The 23,831-nt window shown below is 74.9% G+C and carries 21 protein-coding genes and 2 tRNA genes; 14 read left to right on the top strand and 9 right to left on the bottom strand.

The window, feature by feature from the left end:
- Positions 1-100: 100 nt before the first annotated feature.
- Positions 101-1,717, top strand: a complete 1,617-nt coding sequence (cimA, locus tag PHY01_RS07295; RefSeq protein ID WP_141277764.1) for a citramalate synthase — start codon at positions 101-103, stop codon at positions 1,715-1,717.
- Here cimA and PHY01_RS07290 read toward each other — a convergent pair.
- Positions 1,704-2,144 (bottom strand): Lrp/AsnC family transcriptional regulator, encoded by a 441-nt coding sequence (locus PHY01_RS07290; protein WP_141277763.1) that lies wholly within the window; start codon positions 2,142-2,144, stop codon positions 1,704-1,706. The two genes, cimA and PHY01_RS07290, sit on opposite strands and share 14 nt — an antisense overlap.
- Before the next feature lie 90 nt (positions 2,145-2,234).
- On the opposite strand from PHY01_RS07290, the gene PHY01_RS07285 reads away from it, so the two are divergent.
- Together PHY01_RS07285 and PHY01_RS07280 are read left to right on the top strand one after the other, a co-directional pair.
- Positions 2,235-3,383 carry an MFS transporter gene (locus PHY01_RS07285; RefSeq protein ID WP_141277762.1) on the top strand — a complete coding sequence of 383 codons (1,149 nt, stop codon included), beginning with the start codon at positions 2,235-2,237 and terminating at the stop codon, positions 3,381-3,383.
- Between the two features lie 35 nt (positions 3,384-3,418).
- Positions 3,419-4,228 (top strand): endonuclease/exonuclease/phosphatase family protein, encoded by an 810-nt coding sequence (locus PHY01_RS07280; protein ID WP_170183690.1) that lies wholly within the window; start codon positions 3,419-3,421, stop codon positions 4,226-4,228.
- Here PHY01_RS07280 and PHY01_RS07275 read toward each other — a convergent pair.
- Complete coding sequence (locus PHY01_RS07275; RefSeq protein WP_141277760.1) at positions 4,132-5,520, bottom strand: FAD-dependent oxidoreductase; 1,389 nt, start codon at positions 5,518-5,520, stop codon at positions 4,132-4,134. The two genes, PHY01_RS07280 and PHY01_RS07275, sit on opposite strands and share 97 nt — an antisense overlap.
- Before the next feature lie 40 nt (positions 5,521-5,560).
- On the opposite strand from PHY01_RS07275, the gene gltX reads away from it, so the two are divergent.
- The 3 genes from gltX to PHY01_RS07260 all read left to right on the top strand — a co-directional run bounded on the left by gltX (position 5,561) and on the right by PHY01_RS07260 (position 7,273).
- Positions 5,561-7,036 (top strand): glutamate--tRNA ligase, encoded by a 1,476-nt coding sequence (gltX, locus tag PHY01_RS07270; RefSeq protein ID WP_141277759.1) that lies wholly within the window; start codon positions 5,561-5,563, stop codon positions 7,034-7,036.
- A gap of 43 nt (positions 7,037-7,079) precedes the next feature.
- A tRNA-Gln gene (locus PHY01_RS07265) sits at positions 7,080-7,151 on the top strand.
- A gap of 49 nt (positions 7,152-7,200) precedes the next feature.
- Positions 7,201-7,273 (top strand) — tRNA-Glu (locus tag PHY01_RS07260).
- Positions 7,274-7,385: 112 nt separating this feature from the next.
- Here PHY01_RS07260 and PHY01_RS27915 read toward each other — a convergent pair.
- The gene (locus PHY01_RS27915) at positions 7,386-9,314 is read right to left on the bottom strand and encodes an Hsp70 family protein (RefSeq protein ID WP_141277758.1); all 1,929 of its coding nucleotides are present in this window, start codon (positions 9,312-9,314) and stop codon (positions 7,386-7,388) included.
- Positions 9,315-9,403: 89 nt separating this feature from the next.
- Positions 9,404-10,105, bottom strand: a complete 702-nt coding sequence (locus PHY01_RS07250; protein ID WP_141277757.1) for an IclR family transcriptional regulator — start codon at positions 10,103-10,105, stop codon at positions 9,404-9,406.
- Between the two features lie 37 nt (positions 10,106-10,142).
- On the opposite strand from PHY01_RS07250, the gene leuC reads away from it, so the two are divergent.
- The 4 genes from leuC (at position 10,143) to PHY01_RS07230 (ending at position 14,454) form a co-directional block, all read left to right on the top strand.
- Positions 10,143-11,555, top strand: a complete 1,413-nt coding sequence (gene leuC / locus PHY01_RS07245; protein WP_141277756.1) for a 3-isopropylmalate dehydratase large subunit — start codon at positions 10,143-10,145, stop codon at positions 11,553-11,555.
- Positions 11,555-12,145 (top strand): 3-isopropylmalate dehydratase small subunit, encoded by a 591-nt coding sequence (leuD, locus tag PHY01_RS07240; protein WP_141277755.1) that lies wholly within the window; start codon positions 11,555-11,557, stop codon positions 12,143-12,145. Before leuC ends, leuD begins: the two co-directional genes overlap by 1 nt.
- Positions 12,146-12,219: 74 nt before the next feature.
- Positions 12,220-12,903, top strand: coding sequence for an HU family DNA-binding protein (locus tag PHY01_RS07235; protein ID WP_141277754.1), 684 nt, complete (start codon positions 12,220-12,222; stop codon positions 12,901-12,903).
- Positions 12,904-13,101: 198 nt separating this feature from the next.
- Entirely contained in the window at positions 13,102-14,454 is a 1,353-nt protein-coding gene (locus PHY01_RS07230; RefSeq protein WP_141277753.1) for a UDP-glucose dehydrogenase family protein, read from the top strand.
- A 6-nt stretch (positions 14,455-14,460) separates the two neighbouring features.
- On the opposite strand, the gene PHY01_RS07225 is transcribed toward PHY01_RS07230, so the two are convergent.
- The 3 genes from PHY01_RS07225 to cofC all read right to left on the bottom strand — a co-directional run bounded on the left by PHY01_RS07225 (position 14,461) and on the right by cofC (position 18,377).
- Positions 14,461-15,327, bottom strand: a complete 867-nt coding sequence (locus PHY01_RS07225; protein WP_141277752.1) for an NUDIX hydrolase — start codon at positions 15,325-15,327, stop codon at positions 14,461-14,463.
- Entirely contained in the window at positions 15,324-17,672 is a 2,349-nt protein-coding gene (locus PHY01_RS07220) for an RNA degradosome polyphosphate kinase (protein WP_170183689.1), read from the bottom strand. The genes PHY01_RS07225 and PHY01_RS07220 overlap by 4 nt, the downstream gene beginning before the upstream one ends.
- Positions 17,673-17,738: 66 nt before the next feature.
- Positions 17,739-18,377 carry a 2-phospho-L-lactate guanylyltransferase gene (gene cofC / locus PHY01_RS07215; protein WP_141277751.1) on the bottom strand — a complete coding sequence of 213 codons (639 nt, stop codon included), beginning with the start codon at positions 18,375-18,377 and terminating at the stop codon, positions 17,739-17,741.
- 74 nt (positions 18,378-18,451) lie between these two features.
- Here cofC and PHY01_RS07210 point away from each other — a divergent pair, with 74 nt between their 5' ends.
- The 4 genes from PHY01_RS07210 to PHY01_RS07195 all read left to right on the top strand — a co-directional run bounded on the left by PHY01_RS07210 (position 18,452) and on the right by PHY01_RS07195 (position 21,945).
- A complete protein-coding gene (locus PHY01_RS07210) occupies positions 18,452-19,153 on the top strand; it encodes a lysophospholipid acyltransferase family protein (RefSeq protein WP_141277750.1) in 702 nt (233 codons plus the stop codon).
- Positions 19,150-20,154, top strand: coding sequence for an NAD(P)H-dependent glycerol-3-phosphate dehydrogenase (locus tag PHY01_RS07205; protein WP_141277749.1), 1,005 nt, complete (start codon positions 19,150-19,152; stop codon positions 20,152-20,154). The genes PHY01_RS07210 and PHY01_RS07205 overlap by 4 nt, the downstream gene beginning before the upstream one ends.
- Positions 20,155-20,177: 23 nt before the next feature.
- Entirely contained in the window at positions 20,178-21,320 is a 1,143-nt protein-coding gene (locus tag PHY01_RS07200) for a cystathionine gamma-lyase (RefSeq protein ID WP_141277748.1), read from the top strand.
- Between the two features lie 106 nt (positions 21,321-21,426).
- Positions 21,427-21,945: an HNH endonuclease gene (locus PHY01_RS07195; RefSeq protein ID WP_246085753.1), complete on the top strand. Its 519-nt coding sequence runs from the start codon at positions 21,427-21,429 to the stop codon at positions 21,943-21,945.
- 13 nt (positions 21,946-21,958) lie between these two features.
- Here the strand turns inward: PHY01_RS07195 and PHY01_RS07190 are convergent, their stop codons facing one another.
- Complete coding sequence (locus tag PHY01_RS07190; protein WP_141277746.1) at positions 21,959-23,137, bottom strand: carboxylate--amine ligase; 1,179 nt, start codon at positions 23,135-23,137, stop codon at positions 21,959-21,961.
- Positions 23,134-23,817 (bottom strand): RraA family protein, encoded by a 684-nt coding sequence (locus PHY01_RS07185; protein WP_170183688.1) that lies wholly within the window; start codon positions 23,815-23,817, stop codon positions 23,134-23,136. Before PHY01_RS07185 ends, PHY01_RS07190 begins: the two co-directional genes overlap by 4 nt.
- Positions 23,818-23,831: the final 14 nt, after the last annotated feature.

Here is a 23,831-nt window from a genome sequence, read left to right as displayed (position 1 = left end):
GATCATTATCGGCAGGCGCGACGGCTAGCTCCACCCAGGCCGCCGCGCAGACCTCTCGCACCCGCGAGGGGTCTTTTTTGTTGCCGAGAAGGAGATCGAGATGTCCCGCACCGCACCCGCCGCCACGCCGCTGGGCGACGCCTTCCACGTCTACGACACGACGCTGCGCGACGGTGCCCAGCGCGAGGGCATCTCCTACTCGGTGGCCGACAAGCTCGCCGTCGCCCGCCACCTGGACGCGCTGGGCGTGGGCTACGTCGAGGGCGGCTGGCCCGGGGCGATGCCGAAGGACACGGAGTTCTTCGCCCGGGCCGCGGCGGGGGAGCTGGAGCTGCGGCACGCCGCGCTGGTGGCGTTCGGCGCCACCCGGCGGCCGGGCACGACCGCGGCGGCCGACCCGCAGGTCCGTGCGCTGCTCGACAGTCGCGCCCCGGTCGTCACGCTCGTCGCCAAGTCCGACCGCCGCCACGTCGAGCGCGCGCTGCGCACCGACGCGGCCGAGAACTGCGCGATGGTCGCCGACACGGTGGCGTTCCTGGTCGGCGAGGGGCGCCGGGTGTTCGTCGACGCCGAGCACTTCTTCGACGGCTACGCGTTCGACCCCGACACGGCGCTGCGCGTGCTGGAGGCGGCCGTGGGCAGCGGCGCCGACGTCGCGGTGCTGTGCGACACCAACGGCGGGATGCTGCCCCTGGGCATCGCCGAGGTGGTGACGGAGGTGGCCGCCCGCACGGGCTTCCGCCTCGGGATCCACTGCCAGGACGACACCGGCTGCGCGGTCGCGAACTCCGTCGCGGCGGTGCAGGCCGGCGCCACGCACGTCCAGTGCACCGCCAACGGCTACGGCGAGCGGGCCGGCAACGCCGACCTGTTCGCCGTCGTCGGGAACCTGGTGACCAAGCTGGGGATGCCCGTCCTACCGGACGGCGCCCTCGCGGAGATGACCCGCACCTCGCACACGTTGGCGGAGATCGCCAACATCGCTCCCGACACCCACCAGGCCTATGTCGGGACGTCAGCGTTCGCCCACAAGGCGGGACTGCACGCGAGTGCGATCAAGGTGGACCCGGAGCTGTACAACCACATGAACCCCGTGGACGTCGGCAACGGGCAGCGGATCCTGGTCACCGAGATGGCCGGCCGGGCCAGCGTCGAGCTCAAGAGCGAGGAGCTCGGCGTCGACCTGGCCGGCCACCCCGACGCGGTGTCGCAGGTGGTGGCGACGGTCAAGGAGCGCGAGGCGCTGGGCTGGTCGTTCGAGGCGGCCGACGCGTCGCTGGAGCTGCTCATGCGCACCGCCCGCGGCGACGCGGGCACCGCCCCGTTCGCGCTCGAGTCCTACCGCGTGATCACCGAGCGGCGCGCCGACGGCGAGATCGTCGCCGAGGCGACCGTGAAGATCCTCGTCGACGGGGAGCGGCTGATCGCGACCCGCGAGGGCAACGGCCCCGTCAACGCCCTCGACGCCGCCCTGCGCGGCGCGCTCGCCCCGTCCTGCCCGTGGCTGGCCGACGTCGACCTCACCGACTACAAGGTCCGCATCCTCACCCGCGGCACCGGCGCGGTGACGCGCGTGCTGATCGAGTCCTCGGACCGGACGGCGGAGTGGACGACGGTCGGCGTGCACGGCAACGTCGTGGAGGCGTCCTGGCTGGCGCTGGTCGACGCGCTGGCCTACGCGGCACTGCGGGCGCGGGCGCAGGTCACGGCAGGCTGACGCCGCGCTCGAACCCGCGCCGCAGCACCATGATCGTGCGCGTGCGGACGACGCCGGGCACCTGGTAGAGCATCCGCAGCACCTCCTCCAGCCCGTCGGGCCCGGCGGCGCGCACCTTGAGCAGGAAGTTGCTGTTGCCGGCGACGGAGTGCGCCTCCTCGACGCGCGGGTCGGCCCCGGCCGCGGCGAACACGTGGTCCCTGGCCCAGCCCTCGGTGTCGAGCAGGACGAAGGCGAGCACGTCGAGGCCGAGTGCGTCCGGGTCGACCTCCACGGTGCTGCGCCGCACCACCCCCGACGCGCGCAGCCGCCGCACCCGCTCGTGCACGGCGGCGGGGGAGAGCGCCACCTCCCGGCCGAGCTGGGCGTAGGTGCGGTCGGCGTCGTCGAGCAGCAGACCGACGATTCTCCGGTCGATGTCGTCCACCGACCCATCCTGACACCCCTCCGGCCGAACACCCTTCGAACCTGACGGCACACCCTGGATTCGCGACCGGAGCCGAAGCATGTTCGGTGCATGACCCGTCCACTCACCGTGCTCACCGCGGGCGTCGTCACCGTCGGGGCGCAGTCGTTCCTGCTCGCCCCGCTGCTGCCCGACCTCGCCCACTCCCTGGCCGCCACCCCCTCCGAGATCGGGAGGGTGCTCGCCGCGTACGGCGTCGGTGTGGTCGTCGCGGCGCTGCTGCTCGGCCCGCGCCTGGACCGCGTGACCCGGCGCACCGCCCTCACCGCAGGCGCGGCGTTGCTCGCCCTGTCCTGCGCGGTGGCCGCGCTCGCGCCGGGCTGGGAGGTGCTCGCGGGGGCGCAGGTCGTCGCCGGGGTGGGGGCCGGGATCGTGCTCCCGGCGACCTACGCCCTCGCCGCGGAACTGGCGCCCCCCGGCACCGCGGCACGGGCCACCGGGCGGGTGCTGCTGGGCTGGTCGCTGGCGCTCGTGGCCGGGGTGCCGGTGGCGACGGTGCTCGCCGACGCCGTCGGGTGGCGCGGGGTGCTGGGCGCGCTCGCCGTGCTGGCCGGTGCGCAGGTGGTGCTGTACCGGACGCTTCCGTCCGGGCCGGTCGCCGCGCCGCCGGCGCGGGGGGCCGGTGCGCTCGGCCACGCCCTGCGGACTCCCGGCGTCGCACCGCTGCTCGCCGGGACGTTGGCGTTCATGAGCGCCTTCTACGCCGTGTTCGGCTTCGCCGGGGCCGAGATCCGGCTGCTGCACGGCGGCGGGGCGGCCGGCGCCGGGCTGCTGGCCCTGGCCTACGGCGTCGGCTTCGGGCTGGGTGCCGCGGCCGGTCGTGTCGCCGAGCGCGCGCGCCTCGCCCCCGTCCTCGCCGTGCTGGCCGCGGTCTACCTCCTGCTCGGGGCGACGGTCGGCCTGCTGCCCGCGCTGCTGGTCGTCGCCGTGGTGTGGGGGCTGGTCAACCACGTCGCGCTGACGTTGCTGGTCAGCGGCCTGGCGGCCGCCCCGGCCGCCCGCGGCGCGGTGCTCGCGCTGAACTCGGGCGCGACGTACGGGGGCGCGGCGGTGGCCGGACTCGGGGCCGGGCCGCTGTACGAGACGGCGGGACTGGGGTGGGTGGCGGTCGCTGCGGCGGTGGTCGTGGCGGTCGCCGTCCCGGTGGTGCGCCGGCGCACCCGCACCCCGGCACCCCGGCCCGTCCCCGTCGGGAGCTGACCCGAACCGATCCCCGGGGGATCCGATCACTGTGCGTGGCGGGCGGGGGCGACGGGCGGTGCCGGGGCACGCTGCCGCTCGTCCTGCTCGTCGTGCTCGTGCTGCTGGCCCCGGGGCCGCCCGCGCAGGCCGGCGAACCCGGGATCCTGCGCGTGCTGACGTTCAACATCCACCACGGCGCCGGTCCGGACGGCCGCGTCGACCTGGACCGCCTCGCCGCGGAGATCCGGGCCGTCGACGCCGACGTCGTCGCGCTGCAGGAGGTCGACCGGCACTACGGCGCGCGCAGCGGCTCGGTCGACCAGGTCGCCGAGCTGGCCCGCCGCCTCGGCGTGCACGCCGCGTTCGCCGCGACCGTCGACCTCGACCCGGCCGGCCCGGACGCCCCCCGCCGCCAGTTCGGTTCGGCGATCCTGTCGCGCCACCCGATCCGGTCGCACACGGCGCTGCGGCTGCCCGGGACGGCCGCCGAGGAGCCGCGCGGGCTGCTCGCCGCCGTCCTGGACGTCGACGGCGAGCCGGTGCGGGTGGCGACCACGCACCTGTCGTCGGAGAGCGGGGCGACCCGGCTGCTGCAGGCGCGGTCGGTGTCGGCGCTGGTGCGGGGCTGGGGCGGGCGGGTGCTGGTCGTGGGCGACCTCAACGCGCGACCCGGCGACCCCGAGGTCGGCGTGCTCACCGCGGTGCTCGGCGACGGCTGCCCCGGGGCGTCGACGTTCCCGGCCGCCGCCCCCGCCGTCCGCATCGACTACGTGCTGGGCCGCGGCCGGATCGTCGACTGCGCGGTGCTCCCGACGGCGTCGTCGGACCACCGCCCGCTGCTGGCCGGGGTCGCGCTCGGCTGAGCGGCCCGCCGCGCCCAGTCGGGGGCGTGCTCCGGCAGCGGCCCGATGGCGACCAGCCGCGCCGGGATGCCCTGCAGCACCGGGAGGCGCTGGGCCAGCCGCAGGGGGAGCGGCAGGCTCGCGAGCGGGGCGGGCGCGAGGCCGTCGTCGCCGAGTCCCACCGGTGGGGCCGGGGCGGGTGAGTCCGCCGCGGTGGCGACCGTCGGACCGAGCACGACCCGGTGCGCGATCCGCTGCGCGCCCTGCACCAGCGCCGTGGGCAGCCACCGGCGGCGCTGCACCCGCCGCAGCACCGAGCGCGGGACGATCCCGCCGCTGCGCAGCGCGGGGGCGAGCAGCCGGGCCGTGGCGACGGCGTCGGCCACGGCGAGGTTGATCCCCACCCCGCCGACCGGCGACATGGCGTGCGCGGCGTCGCCGATGAGCAGCAGCCCGTCGAGGTCCCAGCGCCGCAGCCGCTCCAGCCGGACGTCGAGCAGCTTGACGTCGTCCCACGACTCCAGGGCGCCCGTGCGATCGGCCATCCAGGGCAGCAGCCCGGCGAAGCGCCGCCGCAGCTCCCCGATGCCGGCGGCGCGCAGGGCGGTGTCGCCGCCCTTGCGGATGAGGTAGCCGCACTGCCAGTAGTCGCCGCGGTCGATCATCACGCAGAGGTGGCCCGTGGAGAACCGGCCGACCCCGCCCACCGGGTCGTCCGCGCGGCGGGGGAGCCGGAACCACCAGACGTCCATCGGCACGCCGAACGAGCGCGGACGCAGCCCGGCGGCCGCGCGGACGGCCGAGCCGCGGCCGTCGCAGGCGACGGTGAGGTCGGCGCGCAGCTCGTGCTCCGACCCGTCGGTGCGGTCGACGTACCGGACGCCGACGACCCGGGCTCCGTCGCGCAGCAGGTCGACGACCTCGGCGTCGCGGCGCAGGGTGAACGTCGGCTCCTCGGACGCCGCGTCGGCGAGCATGTCGAGGAAGTCCCACTGGGGCACGAGCGCGATGTGCGGGTGGGCGCCGGGCAGGCGCCGCATGTCGGCGACCTGGGCCGTGCCCGCGTCGAGCTGGACGGTCACCTGCTCCAGGCGGCGCTGCGGGACGGCGGCGAACCGCTCGCCCAGGCCCAGCTCGTCGAGCAGCGTGAGGGTGGAGGCGTGCACGGTGTCGCCCCGGAAGTCGCGCAGGAAGTCGGCGTGCTTCTCCAGCACGGTGACGTCGATCCCGGCGCGGGCCATGAGCAGCCCGAGCACCATCCCGGCCGGGCCGCCGCCGACGACGAGGCACGTCGAGCGCTCGCTATTCGTCATGCGATGAATTTACCGCCGGTCCGCTAGCCTGGGCAACACCATGACTGTTCGCGTTCGCTTCTGCCCCTCCCCGACGGGGACGCCGCACGTCGGCCTCATCCGCACCGCCCTGTTCAACTGGGCGCACGCCCGGCACTCGGGCGGTGCGTTCGTGTTCCGTATCGAGGACACCGACGCCAGCCGCGACTCCGCCGAGTCCTACGCCGCGCTGCTCGACGCGCTGGGCTGGCTCGGCCTCGACTGGGACGAGGGCCCGGAGGTCGGCGGCCCGCACGCGCCGTACCGGCAGAGCGAGCGCGGCGACCTCTACGCCGACGCCCTGCGCCGGCTGATCGAGGCCGGCGAGGTCTACGAGTCCTACTCGAAGGCCGAGGAGATCGAGGCGCGGCACCGGGCGGCGGGCCGCGACCCGAAACTCGGCTACGACAACGCCGACCGCGACCTCGCCGAGGCCGAGAAGGACGCCTACCGCGCCGACGGCCGCGCGCCGGTCTACCGGCTGCGCATGCCCGACCGCGACATCACCTTCACCGACCTCGTCCGCGGCGAGGTCACCTTCCGGGTCGGCACCGTCCCGGACTTCGTCCTCGCGCGCGGTGACGGCTCCCCGCTCTACCCGCTCACCAACCCGCTCGACGACGCGCTCATGGGCATCACCGACGTGCTGCGCGGGGAGGACCTGCTGTCCTCCACCCCGCGTCAGATCGCGCTGCTCGAGGCGCTCCGGCGCGTCGGCATCGGCGACGGGCCCCCGCGCTACGGGCACCTGCCGCTGGTCACCGGGGAGGGCAATCGCAAACTGTCCAAGCGCGACCCGGAATCGAACCTGTTCCTCTACCGCGAGCGCGGATTCACCCCCGAGGGCCTGCTCAACTACCTCGCGCTGCTGGGCTGGTCGATCGCCGAGGACCGGGACGTCTTCACGATGGACGAGATGGTCGCCGCATTCGACGTGACGCGCGTCTCGGGCAATTCCGCGCGGTTCGACCTGAAGAAGGCCGAGGCCATCAATGCCGCACATCTGCGGGCGTTGCCGGTGGAGGAGTTCGCCCGCCGCGTGGAGCCCTACCTGGCCGCGGAGGGCGTCGTGATCGCGGACGAGGCCGACCGCGCCCTGCTCGCCGCGGCGGCGCCCCTGGTGCAGGAGCGCAGCGTCGTCCTCTCCGACGCCGCGCGCATGCTGCGCTTCCTGTTCGTCACCGGCGACGGCTTCACACTCGACGAGGATGCCGCGGCCAAGAACCTCGGCGCCGACGCCGCGCCCGTCCTCGAGGCGGCCCTGACCGGCCTCGATGCGCTGGCGGACTGGTCCACGCCCGCCATCGAGCAGTCCCTCAAGGACACCCTCATCGACGGGCTGGGGCTCAAGCCGCGCAAGGCGTTCGCGCCGGTGCGGGTGGCCGTCAGCGGGCGCACGGTGTCGCCGCCGCTCTACGAGTCGATGGAACTGCTGGGGCGCGAGCGGTCCCTGGCGCGGCTGAGGGCCGGTTTGGAGCGCGCCGGAGGGCTCGGCTAGAGTGGACGGCACGGGACGCGGCCACCGGGTGGTCGCTGTCCAGTGGGGTATGGTGTAATTGGCAGCACGACTGATTCTGGTTCAGTTAGTCTAGGTTCGAGTCCTGGTACCCCAGCGGGAATCCTCCAGAATGGTTCCTGTACAGTTCCACACAGCAGGTCAGAGGCCCCGTCGTCTAGCGGCCTAGGACGCCGCCCTCTCAAGGCGGTAGCGCGGGTTCAAATCCCGTCGGGGCTACATCACAGCGATCCCCACTCCGGTTCGGAGTGGGGATCGCTGCATTTCCCAGTCCTGTCACGGTCGGGCCCGCCACGGCCGGCGCCCACGCGGGGCGCCGGCGGCGGGCCGATCAGGCCGGGGGGAGGCGCTGGGCGTCGACGGGCGGGGTCGAGGGGGGCGGCGGCTCCGACGAGGGCGGCGGCGGCTCCGAGGTGGGCGGCGGCTCGGAGGTCGTCGTCGGCGGCGGGGGCTCGGTGGTCGGCGCGGGCTGGGTGGTCGGCTGCGGCGCCTGCGTACGGGTGGTGGCCGCGGGCGGGGGCGGGTCGTCGGCGGCCGGGGCCTCGGTCGCCTCGGTCGGCGCCGGGGTGCCCAGCACCTCCGAGGAGACCGGCGGCAGGATCGGCACCGTCGAGTCCCGGTCGACGCCGGCCGTCGGCGCGGGGGCCGGGGCGGGCAACAGCAGCACGGTGGCGACGACGCCGAGCGCGGCCGCCAGCCCACCCGCCGACACCAGGAACGCGCCGCCCCGGCGCCGCGGGGGCAGGGGGCGGTCGAAGTCGTCGTCGTGGGGGGCGGGGGTGTCGACCGGCGGTCGCTCCGGATACGGGGACGGCGCGCGCGGCGGGGGCACGATCTGGCGGGCGGGCTCCCCGCCCTGCATCGGGATGCGACCCTGCGGACCACCGGGACGGAGACCCGTCGATCCGGCGGCTGCGGCAAGCATCCCGGCACCGGGCCCGGCCGCGACCGCGGTACCCGGGCCGAGCCCGCCGTGGCCGTTGCCGGAGCCGCCGCCCGGGCGGCGGCCTGCCGTGCCAGTCCCGCCCGTGCCCGCCATCCCGGTGACCATCCCCCCGGCGCCCAGGGCCCCCGCCACCGGAGCTCCGATCCCCGGACCGGCCGGCCGCTGCTGCCCCGTCGACCGCACCCCACCGGGGACGGGTGAGCCGCCGCGCGGTGCGGGCACGTGCGGCCCCGTCGCGGCCAGCGCCGCCGGGTCCAGCGACAGGGCGGCGCCCATGGCGATCGCGTTCTTCGGGTCCGCGTCGACGGCGACGGGCCGCCCGAGCTGCTCGGACACCAGCTGCGCGACGAGCGGGATCCGCGACGAGCCGCCGACCAGCAGCACCGCGGTGAGCTGGTCGGGGGTGAGCCCGGCGGAGGCGACGGCGCGCCGCAGTGCGGTGACGGTGTCCTCGATCTGCGGCCGGATCATGGCCTCGAACTCGCTGCGGTGCAGCCGCACCGACCCCTGGGAGCCGGGCAGCAGCACCGGGATCGACACCTCGGTGTCGCTGCTCAGCGCCTCCTTGGCCTCCGAACACTCGCGGCGCACCGCGGCCACCGCGGCGAGGACGGCGGGGTCGGTGTCGTCGAGCCCGGCGAACGCCCCGGGCATGCCGTCGCGGACGTGGTCGAACACGACCTGGTCGAAGTCGACGCCGCCGAGCCGCTCGATGCCCTCCGGCCGCCCGACGGTGCCGAAGCCCTGCGCGCCCTTCGTGACGATCGCGGCGTCGAACGTGCCGCCGCCCAGGTCGTAGACGGCGATGGTGGAGCCGGGCTCGAGCCGCTCGGCCGAGGCGTAGTGCAGCGCGGCGGCCTGCGGCTCGGCCAGGAACGACACCTGCATGCCCTGCCCGGCCAGCGCGCCGCCGAGCAGCTCCTTCTTCAGCGGGCCCCAGGACGCCGGGTGGGTGACGGCGATGCGGGCCGCGGGCCCGCCCTCGCGCTCGGCCACCCGCTCGACGACCCAGCGCACGACCCGCGCGGAGAGCTCCTGCGGCGACCAGGGGACCCCGGAGACGACGAGCGGGGTGGGGTCGCCGATGCGGCGCTTGAACTCGCGGACGACCCGGGCGGGGTCGGTCAGCGCCCGGCGCTCGGCGGCCTCGCCGACCAGCACCGCGCCGTCGGCACCCGCGTAGAACACCGAGGGGACCGAGCTGGAGCGGTCGCCCAGGTTGACGACCTCGATCTCGCCCGACCGCGCACCCGGGTGACCGACGGCGGCCGACGTCCTCGTCGTACCCAGATCGATCCCGAGCAAGTAGGTCATCGTGCCCCGATTTCCGCCGCCGAATCTCACCCTGCGTGCAACTGCGCCACGGTATCGGGTCCCCCGTGGCCCTTTCGGGCGGGTATCGGTTACAAGCGGTGTTGCAGGGCCTCGGCCGCGGCGAGCAGGTCGGCCGCCCAGCGGACGCCGGGACGGCGACCGATCCGGTCGACGGGCCCGGACACCGACACCGCCGCCACGACGTGCCCGGTGCCGTCGCGCACCGGCGCCGACACGCTGGCCACCCCGGACTCCCGCTCCGCGACGCTCTGCGCCCAGCCGCGCCTGCGGACGTCGAGCAGGACGCGCTCGGTGAAGGTGGCGTCGCCCAGCACCGCGCGCTGGACGGCGGGCTCGGCCCACGCGGCGAGCACCTTCGCCCCGGAGCCCGCCGTCATCGGCAGCCGGGAGCCGACGGGCACGGTGTCGCGCAGGCCGCTCGCGGGCTCGGCGGTGGCGACGCAGACGCGCTGCGTGCCGTCGCGGCGGTAGAGCTGCACGCTCTCGCCCGTGATGTCGCGCAGCCGGGGCAGGATCGCCGCGGCCGCCTCCAGCAGCGGGTCGGCGCCGCCGGCGGCGAGCTCGGCCAGCGTCGGGCCCGGTCGCCAGCGACCGTCGGCGCCGCGGGTGAGCAGGCCGTGCACCTCCAGCCCGACGGCGAGGCGGTGCGCGGTGGCCCGCGGCAGGCCCGTGCGCTGGCACAGCTCGGCCAGCCCGCACGGCTCGGAGGCGATGGCACGGAGCACACCCACAGCCTTGTCGAGCACACCGATGCCGCTATGCTGTCTCACACCGCGATACTAGCGTCCCAACTGCTGGGAGAGAACCATGGCACGTACTCTGGCCGCGAAGGTGTGGGACCTGCACCTCGTCCGTGAGGGGGAGGGCGACGAACCCGACCTCCTCTACATCGACCTGCACCTCGTGCACGAGGTCACCAGCCCCCAGGCGTTCGACGGCCTGCGGCTCGCGGGCCGCCCGGTGCGACGGACGGACCTCACGCTCGCCACCGAGGACCACAACGTCCCGACCAAGGACGTCGAGCTGCCGATCGCCGACCCCGTCTCGCGCACCCAGGTCGAGACGCTGCGCAAGAACTGCGCCGAGTTCGGCGTGCCGCTCTACCCCATGAACCACGCCGAGCAGGGCATCGTGCACGTCGTCGGCCCGCAGCTGGGGCTCACGCAGCCGGGCACCACGGTCGTCTGCGGCGACAGCCACACCTCCACCCACGGCGCGTTCGGCGCGATGGCCTTCGGCATCGGCACCTCCGAGGTGGAGCACGTGCTCGCCACGCAGACGCTGCCGCTCAAGCGGTTCAAGACCATGTCGATCACGGTGAACAGCGCCGACGGCACGCTGCGGCCGGGCGTCACGAGCAAGGACGTCGTGCTGGCGATCATCGCGCAGATCGGCACCGGCGGCGGCCAGGGCTACGTGCTGGAGTACCGGGGCAACGTCATCGAGAACCTCTCGATGGAGGCCCGGATGACGATCTGCAACATGTCGATCGAGGCCGGGGCCCGCGCCGGCATGATCGCCCCCGACGAGACGACCTTCGCCTACCTCAAGGGCCGTGACCGCGCGCCCGCAGGCGAGGCGTGGGACGAGGCCGTCGCGGCGTGGCGCGAGCTGCGCACCGACGACGACGCGGTGTTCGACGCCGAGGTCGTCATCGACGGCGACTCGCTCACCCCGTTCGTCACCTGGGGCACCAACCCCGGCCAGGGTCTCCCGTTGGGGGACAACGTGCCCGACCCGGCGCAGATCGTCGACGAGAACGAGCGCGTCTCCGCGGAGAAGGCCCTGACCTACATGGGGCTCACGGCGGGGCAGCCGCTGCGCGAGGTCGCCGTCGACACGGTGTTCGTGGGCTCCTGCACCAACGGCCGGATCGAGGACCTGCGGGCCGCGGCCGAGGTCATCAGGGGCCGCAAGGTCGCCGACGGCGTCCGGATGCTGGTCGTCCCCGGCTCGATGCGGGTGCGGTTCCAGGCCGAGGACGAGGGGCTCGACGAGGTGTTCACCGCGGCCGGGGCCGAGTGGCGCTCCGCGGGCTGCTCGATGTGCCTGGGCATGAACCCCGACCAGCTCGCCCCGGGGGAGCGCAGCGCGTCGACGTCCAACCGCAACTTCGAGGGCCGCCAGGGCAAGGGCGGCCGCACCCACCTGGTGTCGCCCCTGGTCGCGGCCGCGACCGCGGTGCGCGGCACCCTGTCGAGCCCGGAGGACCTGCTCTGATGGACGCCTTCTCCACCCACACCGGCATCGGCGTGCCGCTGCGCCGGGCCAACGTCGACACCGACCAGATCATCCCGGCGGTCTACCTCAAGCGGGTGACGCGCACCGGGTTCGAGGACGGCCTGTTCTCGGCCTGGCGGAACGACCCCTCGTTCGTCCTCAACCAGGAGCCGTTCGACCGCGGATCCGTGCTGGTGGCGGGGGCGGACTTCGGCACCGGCTCCTCGCGCGAGCACGCGGTGTGGGCACTGATGAACTACGGGTTCCGGGTCGTGATCTCCTCGCGGTTCGCCGACATCTTCCGCGGCAACTCCGCGAAGGCCGGGCTGCTCGCGGCCCAGGTCGCACAGGCCGACGTCGAGCTGCTGTGGAAGCTGCTGGAGAACCAGCCCGGCACCGAGGTCACCGTCGACCTGGTGGAGCGCACGGTGCAGGCCGCCGATCTCACCGTGCCGTTCGAGATCGACGACTACACCCGCTGGCGGCTGCTGGAGGGCCTCGACGACATCGGCCTCACGCTGCGCCACGCCGAGGACATCACCGCGTTCGAGGCCACGCGCCCGGCCCGGATGCCGGTGACGTCGGGCTGAATCCGTTGCGCGGCAACGGATTCCCTCCGCGTGTTGCTGGCGCACGGCCCTGACCTGCGGCTAGCGTCTCGTTCATGAACAAGACGCAGCTCGTGGACGCGCTGGCAGACCGCATCGGCGACCGGCGGACGGCGGCCACCGCGGTCGACGGCCTGCTGGAGACCATCGTGTCGACGGTCGGGTCCGGCGACTCGGTGTCGATCACCGGGTTCGGGGTGTTCGAGCCGCGTGCCCGCGCCGCCCGCGTGGCCCGCAACCCGCGCACGGGCGAGACGGTGCAGGTCGCGGCCACGACGGTGCCCGCGTTCCGGCCCGGCACCGGGTTCCGCGCCGCCGTGGGCGGCGCCGGGGGCCCGGCGCCGCGTGCCACCCCCGCCCGTCGACGCCCGGTCGCGGCCCCGCCCGCCGCCGAGGCGCCCGCCGCGGTCGCGGCCCCCGCCGCACCCCGCCGTCGCACCGCGAAGGCGTCGGCGAGCTTCGCCGCGGAGCCCGCGGCCGCTGCTCCGAAGGCGAAGGCGCCCAAGGCCGCAGCGCCCAAGGTCGCAGCACCCAAGGCCGCAGCACCCAAGGCCGCAGCGCCGGCCAAGGCGGCACCCAAGAAGAAGGCCCCGGCCAAGGCGGCCCCGCAGGTGGCCGCGGCGAAGACGGCTCCCAAGGCGGCGGCTGCCAAGGCGGCTCCCAAGGCGGCGGCTCCCAAGGCGGCGGCCAAGGCGAAGGCCCCGGCGGACAAGCCGAAGAAGGCGAAGGCGAAGAAGTAGCGCCGCCGCCCGGCGGACCCGGGCGGCCCACAGCGCGGACGGGGCACCCGTGCGCGCCCCGCCGGCGCCGGGACCGGCCCCCATGATGACGGGGGCCACAGTGCCTCGGGCCCTCCGCGTGGCCGGATCGGCGGTAGCGTCCCGATCGGCGCGCGAGGCGCTCCGGTCGTCCGACAGACATCGCGAGGAGTCCCACGAATGTTCGCCCGGCGCGTGGCTGTGGTGGGTACCGGTTACGTGGGCCTGACGACGGGGGCCTGTCTGGCCACCCTCGGTCACCGCGTGATCTGTGCCGACGTCGACGAGGCCAAGGTCGAGCGCCTGCGGGCCGGGGAGATCGGGATCCGGGAGGACCGGCTCGCCGAGCTCGTCAACGAGGGGGTGGCGGCGGGGCGGCTGTCGTTCGTCGTCGGCGCCTCGGCCGCGCTCAAGGAGCTGGAGCGCGACGGGGCCCCCGTCGAGGTGATGTTCCTGTGCGTCCCGACCCCGATGGGGGTGGGTGGGATCGCCGACCTGTCCGCCGTCGAGGCCGTGATCGAGGAGACGCGCGACGCCCTGCCGGCGGGCTGCGTGGTCGTCAACAAGTCGACCGTGCCGGTCGGCACCTCGGTGCGGACCACGGAGCTGCTGCGCCGCGACGACGTCGGCGTGGTCAGCAACCCGGAGTTCCTGCGCGAGGGGTCCGCGGTGCACGACTTCCTCAACCCGGACCGGATCGTCGTCGGCTCGGCCAAACAGGACGCCGCGGAGCGGGTGGCGGCGCTCTACGCGCGGCTCGGCGCGCCCACCGTCCTCACCGACGCCGCCAGCGCCGAGATGATCAAGTACGCGGCGAACTGCTTCCTGGCGATGAAGCTGTCCTACGTCAACGCGATGGCGGAGCTGTGCGAGCGGCTCGACGCCGACATCGCCGACGTCACCGAGGGCATCGGGTACGACAAGCGCATCGGGCAGGCGTTCCTGTCGCCGGGGCCCGGGTGGGGCGGGTCGTGCCTGCCGAAGGACACCAACGCGCTGCTGCAGGCCGCCGACGCGGCCGACTTCGAGTTCCGGCTCGTCCGCGCGGCCATCGACACCAACACCCGCCAGTACCAGCGGATGGTGGAGAAGGTCCGGCTGGCGGTCACCGGGCGGCGCACGGGGTCGCTGTCGCGGCGGCGCATCGCGCTGCTCGGGCTGACGTTCAAGGCGCACACCGACGACCTGCGCGACTCGCCCGCCCTCGGCGTCGCCGCGCTGCTCAAGCAGGCCGGCGCGGAGCTCGTCGCCTACGACCCCGGCGTCGACGCGGCCACCGCCCGGATCGACTCCTCACTGCTCACCGTCGTAGACGACGCGTACACGGCGGCGCGCGGCGCGGAGGCCGTGGTCGTGCTCACCGAGTGGCCGCAGTTCCGCGCGCTCGACTGGCGCCGGCTCGCCGGCGAGGTGGCCGAGCGGCTCGTCGTCGACACCCGCAACCTGCTCGACGCCGACATCATCCGACGGGCCGGCTTCCGGTGGGTGGGTGTGGGACGGCCGCAGCGCGACGGGGCGGCGACCCCGGCGTAGCCGCGCTCAGCCGGTGGGCCGCGGGTGGTGGTCCCACGACCGCAGCTCGCCCTTGGTGAAGCCCAGCACCCACGTGCTGGCCTTGCGCGAGGGCACCTCGGTCTCCCCGGTCAGCGTCCCGACGACGTCCGGGATCACCCCTCCCTGGCTGCACACCACGGTGACCCCGGGCCGGGCGGCCAGCTCGTGGAAGCGGGCCAGCCCCGCGGGTGGGTCGTCCCAGTAGCCCTCCTCGCCGAGCAGCGGCTCGTCGGCGACGGCCAGGCCCGACGCGGCGGCGAACGGGGCGAGGGTGGCCCGGCAGCGCAGCGGCGGGGCCGAGGCGAGGCGGTCGGGGCCGTAGAGGGGGAGCAGGGCGGCCAGGTGGCGGGCCTGCTCGTGGCCGGTGCCCGAGAGCGGGCGGTCGTCGTCGGGGCCGTCCCACTGGGCGCGGTTGCCGGCCTTGGCGTGGCGCACCAGCAGCACCACCGAGTCGGGCACGCCGGTCTCGGCGAAGCGGGCCAGCACGTCGAGGTCGTGGCGGTAGGACAGCAGCCGGCCGGCCTGCTCGGGGGAGCACCACCGCAGCTCGTCGGTCTCGGCGTTGACGGCGAAGGCACCCGCGCGGGCCTCCGCCGCCCAGTACCGCACCGTCTTGGGGCCCTCGGGCACCGCGTAGTGGACGTCGGTCAGCCGTGCCCCGAGCCGGGCGGTGACGCCGGTCTCCTCGGCGATCTCCCGGACGGCGGCGTGCGGCATGGACTCGCCGCGGTCGAGCTTGCCCTTGGGCAGCGACCAGTCGTCGTAGCGCGGGCGGTGCACCAGCGCGAGCTCGACGCCGGTGTCGGTGCGCCGCCAGAGCACGGCCCCGGCCGCGAGGATCCGCGTGCTCACTCCGACTCGGCGACGACGGCGTGGCGCAGCATCATCTCGGCCTGGTGGTCGCGCACCGGCGACACGCCCGAGTCCAGCGGGGGTGAGGGCTCCCAGCGGCCGTCGTCCTGCAGCGTCCAGCAGCGGGTGGCCGGGTCCATGCAGCCGTCGAGCATGTCGCCGAGCTGGGCGGCCAGCTTCGGGTCGGCCACGCGCAGCAGCACCTCGACGCGGCGGTCGAGGTTGCGGTGCATCATGTCGGCGCTGCCGATCCAGTACTCGTCGGCCGAGCCGAAGTGGAACACGCGGCTGTGCTCCAGGAACCGCCCCAGGATCGAGCGGACGGAGATGTTCTCGCTGAGCCCCTCGCGGCCCGGGCGCAGCGCGCAGATGCCGCGCACCACGATGTCGACGGGCACCCCCGCCTGCGACGCCCGGTACAGCGCGTCGATCACCTGCTCGTCGACCAGCGAGTTGACCTTGATCCGGACCCGGGCCCCCGGCTCGCCGGACCGGTGCGCCTCGATCTCGTCCTCGATGCGCCGCACGATCCCGCGCCGCACGCCGTAGGGGGCGACGAGCAGGGACCGGTAGGAGGTCTGGCGGGAGTAGCCGGTGAGGGAGTTGAACAGGTCGGTGAGGTCGGCGCCGATCGTCGGGTCGGCCGTCAGCACGCCCACGTCCTCGTACAGGCGCGCGGTCTTGGGGTGGTAGTTGCCGGTGCCGATGTGGCAGTAGCGGCGGATCGACTCGCCCTCCTGGCGCACCACCAGCGACGTCTTGCAGTGCGTCTTGAGCCCGACGAGCCCGTAGACGACGTGCACGCCCGCCTTCTCCAGCTCGCGCGCCCAGCGGATGTTGGCCTGCTCGTCGAACCGGGCCTTGATCTCCACCAGCGCGACGACCTGCTTGCCGGCGGCGGCCGCGTCGACCAGTGCGTCGACGATGGGGGAGTCGCCCGAGGTGCGGTAGAGCGTCTGCTTGATGGCCAGCACGTGCGGGTCGGCGGCGGCCTGCTCGATGAACCGCTGCACCGAGGTGGAGAACGAGTCGTAGGGGTGGTGCACCAGCACGTCGCCCTCGCGCAGCGTGGCGAAGATGCTGCGCGGGGTCTCGCGCTCGGCGAACGCCGGGTGCGTCGCGGGGACGAACGGGTCGTCCTTGAGGTCGGGCCGGTCGACGGCGTGCACGGCCCACAGCGCGGTGAGGTCGAGCAGCCCGGGGACCGTGACGACGTCGCCGGGGTGCACGTCGAGCTCGCGCAGCAGCAGCTCCAGCACGTGCTCGCTCATCGTGTCGGTGATCTCCAGGCGCACCGGCGGCCCGAACCGGCGGCGGGCGAGCTCGCGCTCCAGGCTCTGCAGCAGGTCCTCGTCGCGGTCCTCCTCGACCTCCACGTCGGCGTTGCGGGTGACGCGGAACGCGTGCACCTCCGCCACCTCCATGCCCGTGAACAGGTCGCCCAGGTGCGCGGCGATGAGGTCCTCGATCGGCAGGAACGTGATCGTGTCGTCCCCGGTGGCGACGTTCACCAGCCGCGGCACGTTGTTGGGCACCTTGACGCGCGCGAACCGCTCGGTGCGGCCCTCCGGGTCGCGGACGGTGACCGCGAGGTTCAGCGAGAGCCCGGAGATGTAGGGGAACGGGTGCGCCGGGTCGACCGCGAGCGGGGTGAGCACCGGGAAGACCTGCGCGGAGAAGTAGGCGCTCAGGCGCACGCGCTGGTCGTCGGTCAGGTCGCTCCAGCGCAGGATGTTGATGCCCTCGGCGGCCAGCTCGGGGCGGACGTGGTCGAGGAACACCCGCGCGTGCGCCTCGGAGATCGCCTGGCTGCGGGTGGCGATGCGGGCGAGCTGCGCGGTGGGGGACAGGCCGTCGGCGCTGCGGACCGCGAGGCCGGTGTCGTCGCGGCGCTTCAGGCCGGCCACGCGGACCATGTAGAACTCGTCGAGGTTGCTGGCGAAGATCGCCAGGAACTTGGCGCGCTCCAGCAGCGGCTGGCTGGGGTCCTCGGCCAGGGCGAGCACGCGGGCGTTGAAGTCGAGCCAGGACAGCTCGCGGTTGAGGTAGCGGTCGTCGGGCAGCCCGGAGTGCGGGGCGGGCGTGCGTGCCGGGGGGCTGACGGGCACCGCGGCGGCGCCCGCCGAGTTCGTCCGGGCCCCGGTGGCCGCGGCCGTCGGGCCGGGCTGGTCGGTGCCGGCCCGGGCGGGCACGGCGGGCCGGGCGTCGGCGGTCGTCGTGGCGTTCACCGGGCGGGCGGCGGCGTGCACCCGCCGCGTCGACGGGCGGGGCGCGCGGCGGGGGGTGCCGCCCCGTTGCCTCGGCGCCGGTGCGGGACCGTTCACGTCATCACCCACACCGGGCATTGTGGCGCACCACGGCGGGCCCGGCTCCATCGCGAGCCCGTCATCCGGGTGAACTCTCCCACCCCGTCACAGGCGCGCCCCCGGGCACACGACGGCCGCGGTGTGGGTGCCGACGCCCAGCGCGCAGGCCGCCCGCAGGTCGTCGGCGGTGTCGACGTCGCACCGCAGCCCTGGCCACTCGCCCTCGAGCGCCACGGCCCCGGACGCGGCGTGCCCGGCGGCCGAGCCCACCCCGAACGCGGGCTGGAGCGCGGCCCCCGGGGCGGCGAGCAGCAGCGTGGTGCCGGTGCCACCGGCGTCGGCGCAGAAGGCCCGGCCGGTCCGGGGCGCGGCCGCGATCGCGGCGTCGAGCTCGGCGGGACGCAGGGCGGGCAGATCGGCCTGCAGCGCCCCGACCGGGCCGTCGGGCCGGCGCGCGCGCAGGAGCGCGGCCCCGTGGGCGTAGGCGGCGTTGAGACCGGGCACCGGGCCGTCGGGCACCACCTCGACGCCGATCGCGGCGAACCCGGCGGCCACCTCCGGATCGGAGCTGACGACGAGCACCCGGTGGACCAGCCGGGCGCCCCGGGCCGCGTCGACGGTGTCGCGGGCCAGCGCCAGTGCCAGCCGGGCGTGCACGGCCGGGTCGTCGCCGGTGGCGCCGCGCAGCCGGGACTTCGCCTCGGGCAGCCGTTTGACCGGCACGATCAGATCCACACGCGCCATAGTGCACCGCCCGGTGGACCTGGACGCCCCGGCCAGGAAGACTGCCGCCAAGATCGGAGATTGGGAGGACCCGGGTGAGGCGTGAGAAACGCGGCTTCTGGATCGCGTTCTGCGCGGTCTTCTTCTACCCGATCGGCTGGCTCACCGGCCGTGGCCGGTACGAGGGCCGGGAGCACATCCCGGCCACCGGCGGCGCGCTGATCGTGGCCAACCACATCTCGCACCTCGACCCGATCTTCTCCGGGCTGATCGTCGAGCGGTCCGGCCGGGTCCCGCGGTTCCTGGCCAAGCACAGCCTGTGGAGCGTGCCGGTGCTCGGCCAGGCGCTGCGCGGCAGCGGCCAGATCCCGGTCTACCGCGAGTCCGCCGACGCCCAGCAGAGCCTGCGCGACGGCACGGCGGCACTGCAGGAGGGCAAGGTCGTGATCATCTACCCCGAGGGCACCATCACCCGGGACCCGCAGACCTGGCCGATGCACGCCCGCACCGGTGTCGCGCGGCTCGCGCTGACGGCCGACGTGCCGGTCGTGCCGATGGTGCACTGGGGCACCCACCGCGTGCTCGACGGCTACAACAAGAAGTTCCGGCCGCTGCCCCGCGGCCCGATCACCGTGCGCTGCGGGGAGCCGGTCGACCTGTCGGCCTACCGCGGGCGGCCGATCGACGCCGGGCTGCTGCGCGAGGTCACCGACCTGTTGATGGTGCGGGTGCGCGACCTGCTGGCCGAGGTGCGCGGCGAGCCCGCGCCCGCCACGTTCTTCAAGCGGGCGTCGTGAGCGTCCGGCGGGTCGCCGTACTGGGCGGCGGCTCGTGGGGTACCGCGTTCGCGAAGGTGCTGGCCGACGCCGGGCGCGAGGTGTTGCTGTGGGCGCGCCGTCCCGAGGTGGCCGCGGCGATCAACGAGCGGCACGTCAACCCCGACTACCTGCCCGGCGTCGAGCTGCCGGGCCTGCTCACGGCCACCACCAACGCCGCCACCGCGCTCGACGGCGTCGACGCCGTGGTGCTGGCCGTGCCGTCGCAGACCCTGCGTGCCAACCTCGCGGGCTGGCGCGACCTGCTGCCCCGCGGCGCCACCCTGGTCAGCCTGGCCAAGGGCGTGGAGCTGGGCACGCTCAAGCGGATGAGCGAGGTGGTGGTGGAGGTCGCGGGCGTCACGCCCGACCAGGTCGCGGTGGTGTCCGGGCCCAACCTGGCCCGCGAGATCGCCGCCGAGGAGCCGACGGCCACCGTGATCGCCTGCACCGACCACGACCGGGCCGTCGCGCTGCAGCACGCCTGCACCACCGGCTACTTCCGGTCCTACACCAACACCGACGTCGTGGGCTGCGAGGTGGGCGGGGCGGGCAAGAACGTCATCGCGCTGGCCACCGGCATGGCCGCCGGGATGGGCTTCGGCGACAACACGCGCGCGTCGCTGATCACCCGCGGGCTCGCCGAGACCGCGCGGCTGGGCGTCGCACTGGGGGCCGACCCGATGACCTTCGCCGGGCTCGCCGGCCTCGGTGACCTCGTGGCGACCTGCTCGTCCCCGCTGTCGCGCAACCGCACCTTCGGCGAGCGGCTGGGGCGCGGCGAGTCGCTGGCACAGGCCGAGGCGGCCAACCACGGGCAGGTCGCGGAGGGCGTCAAGTCGTGCTCGTCGATCTGCGAGCTGGGCGCGCGGTACGGCGTCGAGCTGCCGATCGCCGACGCCGTGCGCCGCGTGTGCCACGAGGGCCTGTCCGCCGCGGAGATGGGCAAGGAGCTGATCAGCCGGGCGCCCCGGCCCGAGTGACCTCCCGGCCGTAGGGTGCGGCGGTGAGCGGGGACGGGACGCGGTGCGTGCACGGGGGCCATCCGCCGGTCGGTGCCGGGGAGCCGTTGCACCCCGGCCCGGTGCTGTCGTCCACGTTCGACCTCGGCACCGGCGACACCCTGCCCACCGACTTCTACGGCCGCGCAGGCAACCCCACCTGGCGGGCGCTGGAGTCGGCCATCGGCGACCTCGACGGCGGCGAGTGCGTCCTGTTCGCCTCCGGGATGGCCGCGATCGGCGCCGTGCTGCGCCTGGCCGCCCGCGACGGCGCCCTCGTGCTGCCCGCCGACGGCTACTACCTGGCCCGCTCGCTGGCGCACGCCGAGCTGGCCCCGCTCGGGGTGGCGGTGCGGGAGGTGCCCACCGCCGGGCCGTGGCCGTCGCCGTCGCTGGAGGGGGCGGCGCTGGTGCTGGTCGAGACCCCGTCGAACCCCGGTCTCGACGTCGCCGACATCGCCGCCGCCGCCGACGGCGCACACGCGGTGGGCGCGCTGCTCGCCGTCGACAACACCACGGCCACGCCGCTGGGCCAGCGCCCGCTCGACCTCGGTGCCGACCTGGTGGTCGCCAGCGACACCAAGGCACTGGCCGGGCACTCCGACGTCGTGCTCGGCCACGTCAGCACCCGCGACGCCGGGCTCGCCGCGGCGCTGCGGGAGGCGCGCTCCCGGGGCGGGGCGGTGCCCGGCCCGATGGAGGCCTGGCTCGCGCACCGCGGTCTCGGCACGCTCGACCTGCGCCTGGAGCGCCAGGCCCGCAACGCCGCCGCCGTCACCGACGCCCTGCTCGCCCACCCCGCCGTCGCCGACGTGCGGTGGCCGGGGCATCCCGGCGACCCGGCCCACGCCGTCGCCGCCCGGCAGATGCGCCGGTGGAACGGGGTGCTGCGGTTCACGCTGCCCTCGGAGCGGGCGGTGGGGGAGTTCGTCGCCGCGTCGCGGCTGGTCGGCTCGGCCACCAGTTTCGGCGGGTTGCGCAGCACCGCCGACCGCCGCGCGCGGTGGGGTGACGCCGTCGCGCCCGGCCTGCTGCGGTTCTCCGCAGGCTGCGAGGACCCCGACGACCTCGTCGCCGACGTGTGCCGCGCACTCGACACGACGTGGACGACGCACGAATCACACTTACGCGGTACACCTGTGCTGTGATCTGATTCGCACACAGGGAGGTGGTCGTGTGCAGCATCGACAACCGGACCCCACCGGTGCCGGCCCCGATCCAGGGGAGGCACCGGGGATCGCGCCGAACCCGGGCGTGGTCCCGACGGGGTCCCGGGTACTGCTCCTCAACGCCACCTTCGAACCGCTCGCCGTCGTCACGGCCAAGCGCGCCGTGGTGCTCATGCTCACCGGTAAGGCGGAGTGCGTCGACGTGCTGCTCGACAGCGCGTTCCACTCCGAGAACCTCACCCTCCCCGCCCCCGCGGTGATGCGCCTGTCGCGCTACGTCCGCGTGCCCTACCGCCGTGCGGTGCCGATGACCCGCGCCGGCGTCCTGCGCCGTGACGGGCGCCGCTGCGCCTACTGCGCCAAGCGCGCCGACACCATCGACCACGTCGTCCCCCGCAGCCGTGGCGGCGCCCACAGCTGGGACAACTGCGTGGCGGCGTGCAAGGCGTGCAACTCCCGCAAGGCCGACCGCCTGCTGGAGGAGATCGGCTGGAAGCTCGACGCCGTGCCCCGCCCGCCCGACCGTGCGGCCGGCGGGATCCTGGTGCTCGCCGTCGAGCCGCACCCCGCGTGGGAGCCCTGGCTGGGCGTCGCGGCGGCCTGACGCCGGGCGCCGCTCAGCGCCGCAGCGCCCGCCGCACCCCGTTGGCGGCGCGCATGGCCCCGCGCGCGAACGCCGGCAGCGGGTCGTCCAGGCGCAGGAACGGGAAGACCTGGCGGTGCACCAGGCTGCGGACCCAGCGGCCGGTGGTGATCTGCCCGGCCCGGCGCAGGTCGCGGAACGCCCGGACGTCGTGGCTGGGGTAGAGCAGGCGCATGCCGGTGCGGTACTCGGTGGGCAGCTCGTGCGGCTCGCCGAGCGCGCGGTGGTAGACGTGCCGGGCGAGGTCGAGCCCCGCCGCGGCCACCAGGCCGTTGGCCGCGGTGAACCGGGCGTTGCACTCGATCAGCTTGAGCCGGCCGTCGCGCGGGTCGCGCTTGAACTCGGCGTTGGCCAGCCCGCGCAGGCCGGTGTGCTCGAACAGCGGCAACGCCGCGTCGCGGACCTCGGGGTTCCAGTCGGTGACGTGGTAGCAGCCGATGCCCATGCCCGGCGGGTGCCGGCGGATGACCCGCTTGGTGAAGTGGAAGGTGGGCTTCCCGGCGGGGTCGAGGTAGGTGTAGTAGCTGCAGAGCTGGTCGTCGCCGCCGGGGATCTGCTCCACCAGCAGCACGGCCAGCCCGGCACCGGTCAGCTCCGCGTGCTCGCGGCGCAGCCCGGCCAGGTCGTCGACGACGCGGAACTTGCTCAGCCCGGGGAACGCCGCCTGGTACTCGTGGGAGTGCACCGGCTTGACGATCAGCGGGAAGACGTACTCGTCGCGGTGGCGTTCGAGGTCCCGGGCATCGTCGACGCGCCAGAACAACGGGGTGCGGACCCCGGCCGCGCGCGCCCACTCGTAGGTGCTCAGCTTGTCGAGCATGCCGAGCTGCACCTCGACCACCGAGTCGTCGAGGACGAACCGCTCCAGCAGCGCGTCGCGGTTGCGGGCCAGCACGGTGAGGCCGACGTCGCTGCCGGCGATCAGCAGGGCACCGCGCAGGTGGTCGGTGGCCGGGCCGAGCAGCGTGCGGGTGCAGGAGGTCTCGGGGTCGTCGTGCGCGACGGCGGGCACCCCGGTCATGTGCCGCGAGCGCAGCACGTAGGGCGCCACCCCGAGGCCGTGCACCGCGACGCCGTACGGCCCGAGGCTGCGGGCGATGGACAGCGCGTTGGAGTCGCCACCGACGACGACGACCGGGGTGCGGTCGGTCACCGGTCGGACTCCCCGGCGGTCTTCTCGATCAGGCACCCGTGCGTCTCGAGGTAGGTGTCGACCCAGGCGTTGCTGAACTCGCCGCGCTGCACCGCGGCGAGGTAGCTGGCACTGGACTCCGACTGGGCCTCGAGCCGGCCCAGCAGCTCCTCGGCCACGAGCCGCGGTACGCACACGACCCCCGCGGCGTCGGCGACGATGACGTCGCCCGGGTTGACGACGACCCCGCCGCACGCCACCGGGTAGTTGATCTCGCCGGGCCCACGGTGCAGCGGGCCCATCGGGGTGGTGCCGCGGGCGTACACCGGGAAGTCGAGCTCCTGGATGCCGGGCAGGTCGCGGATCAGGCCGTCGACGATGTACCCGGCGATGCCGCGGTGCTTGGCCTTCGTGGAGACCAGGTCGCCCAGCACGGCGTTGGAGTTGTCGCCGCTCGCGCTGACGACGACGACGTCGCCGGGCTGCGCGACGTCGAGGGACTTGTGGACCATCAGGTTGTCGCCGGGGTAGACCCGGACCGTGCAGGCCGACCCGGCCAGGGTGCGGTCGCCGCCGCTGAGCTGCCGGATGACCGGGTCGATGGCGTACAGGCGGTTGAGCAGGTCGGAGATCTGGGGGGTGTCGAATCCCGCCAGCCGGTTGATGACGTCCGCGGGAGCGCGGGGGAAGTCGAGACCCACGCGGAACCCGGGGC

Source organism: Pseudonocardia hydrocarbonoxydans (assembly GCF_006539565.1).
GTDB lineage: Bacteria > Actinomycetota > Actinomycetes > Mycobacteriales > Pseudonocardiaceae > Pseudonocardia > Pseudonocardia hydrocarbonoxydans.
Note: the sequence above shows the minus strand (reverse complement) of the source record. Positions and strands in the feature narration are given on the sequence as shown.

What these genes read in the sequence shown, in the direction of transcription:
- cimA (WP_141277764.1), top strand. Translation starts at nt 101, where the DNA reads ATGTCCCGCACCGCACCCGCCGCCACGCCGCTGGGCGACGCCTTCCAC.
- PHY01_RS07285 (WP_141277762.1), top strand. Translation starts at nt 2,235, where the DNA reads ATGACCCGTCCACTCACCGTGCTCACCGCGGGCGTCGTCACCGTCGGG.
- PHY01_RS07275 (WP_141277760.1), bottom strand. Translation starts at nt 5,520, where the DNA reads ATGACGAATAGCGAGCGCTCGACGTGCCTCGTCGTCGGCGGCGGCCCG.
- gltX (WP_141277759.1), top strand. Translation starts at nt 5,561, where the DNA reads ATGACTGTTCGCGTTCGCTTCTGCCCCTCCCCGACGGGGACGCCGCAC.
- PHY01_RS27915 (WP_141277758.1), bottom strand. Translation starts at nt 9,314, where the DNA reads ATGACCTACTTGCTCGGGATCGATCTGGGTACGACGAGGACGTCGGCC.
- leuC (WP_141277756.1), top strand. Translation starts at nt 10,143, where the DNA reads ATGGCACGTACTCTGGCCGCGAAGGTGTGGGACCTGCACCTCGTCCGT.
- leuD (WP_141277755.1), top strand. Translation starts at nt 11,555, where the DNA reads ATGGACGCCTTCTCCACCCACACCGGCATCGGCGTGCCGCTGCGCCGG.
- PHY01_RS07235 (WP_141277754.1), top strand. Translation starts at nt 12,220, where the DNA reads ATGAACAAGACGCAGCTCGTGGACGCGCTGGCAGACCGCATCGGCGAC.
- PHY01_RS07230 (WP_141277753.1), top strand. Translation starts at nt 13,102, where the DNA reads ATGTTCGCCCGGCGCGTGGCTGTGGTGGGTACCGGTTACGTGGGCCTG.
- PHY01_RS07220 (WP_170183689.1), bottom strand. Translation starts at nt 17,672, where the DNA reads ATGCCCGGTGTGGGTGATGACGTGAACGGTCCCGCACCGGCGCCGAGG.
- cofC (WP_141277751.1), bottom strand. Translation starts at nt 18,377, where the DNA reads ATGGCGCGTGTGGATCTGATCGTGCCGGTCAAACGGCTGCCCGAGGCG.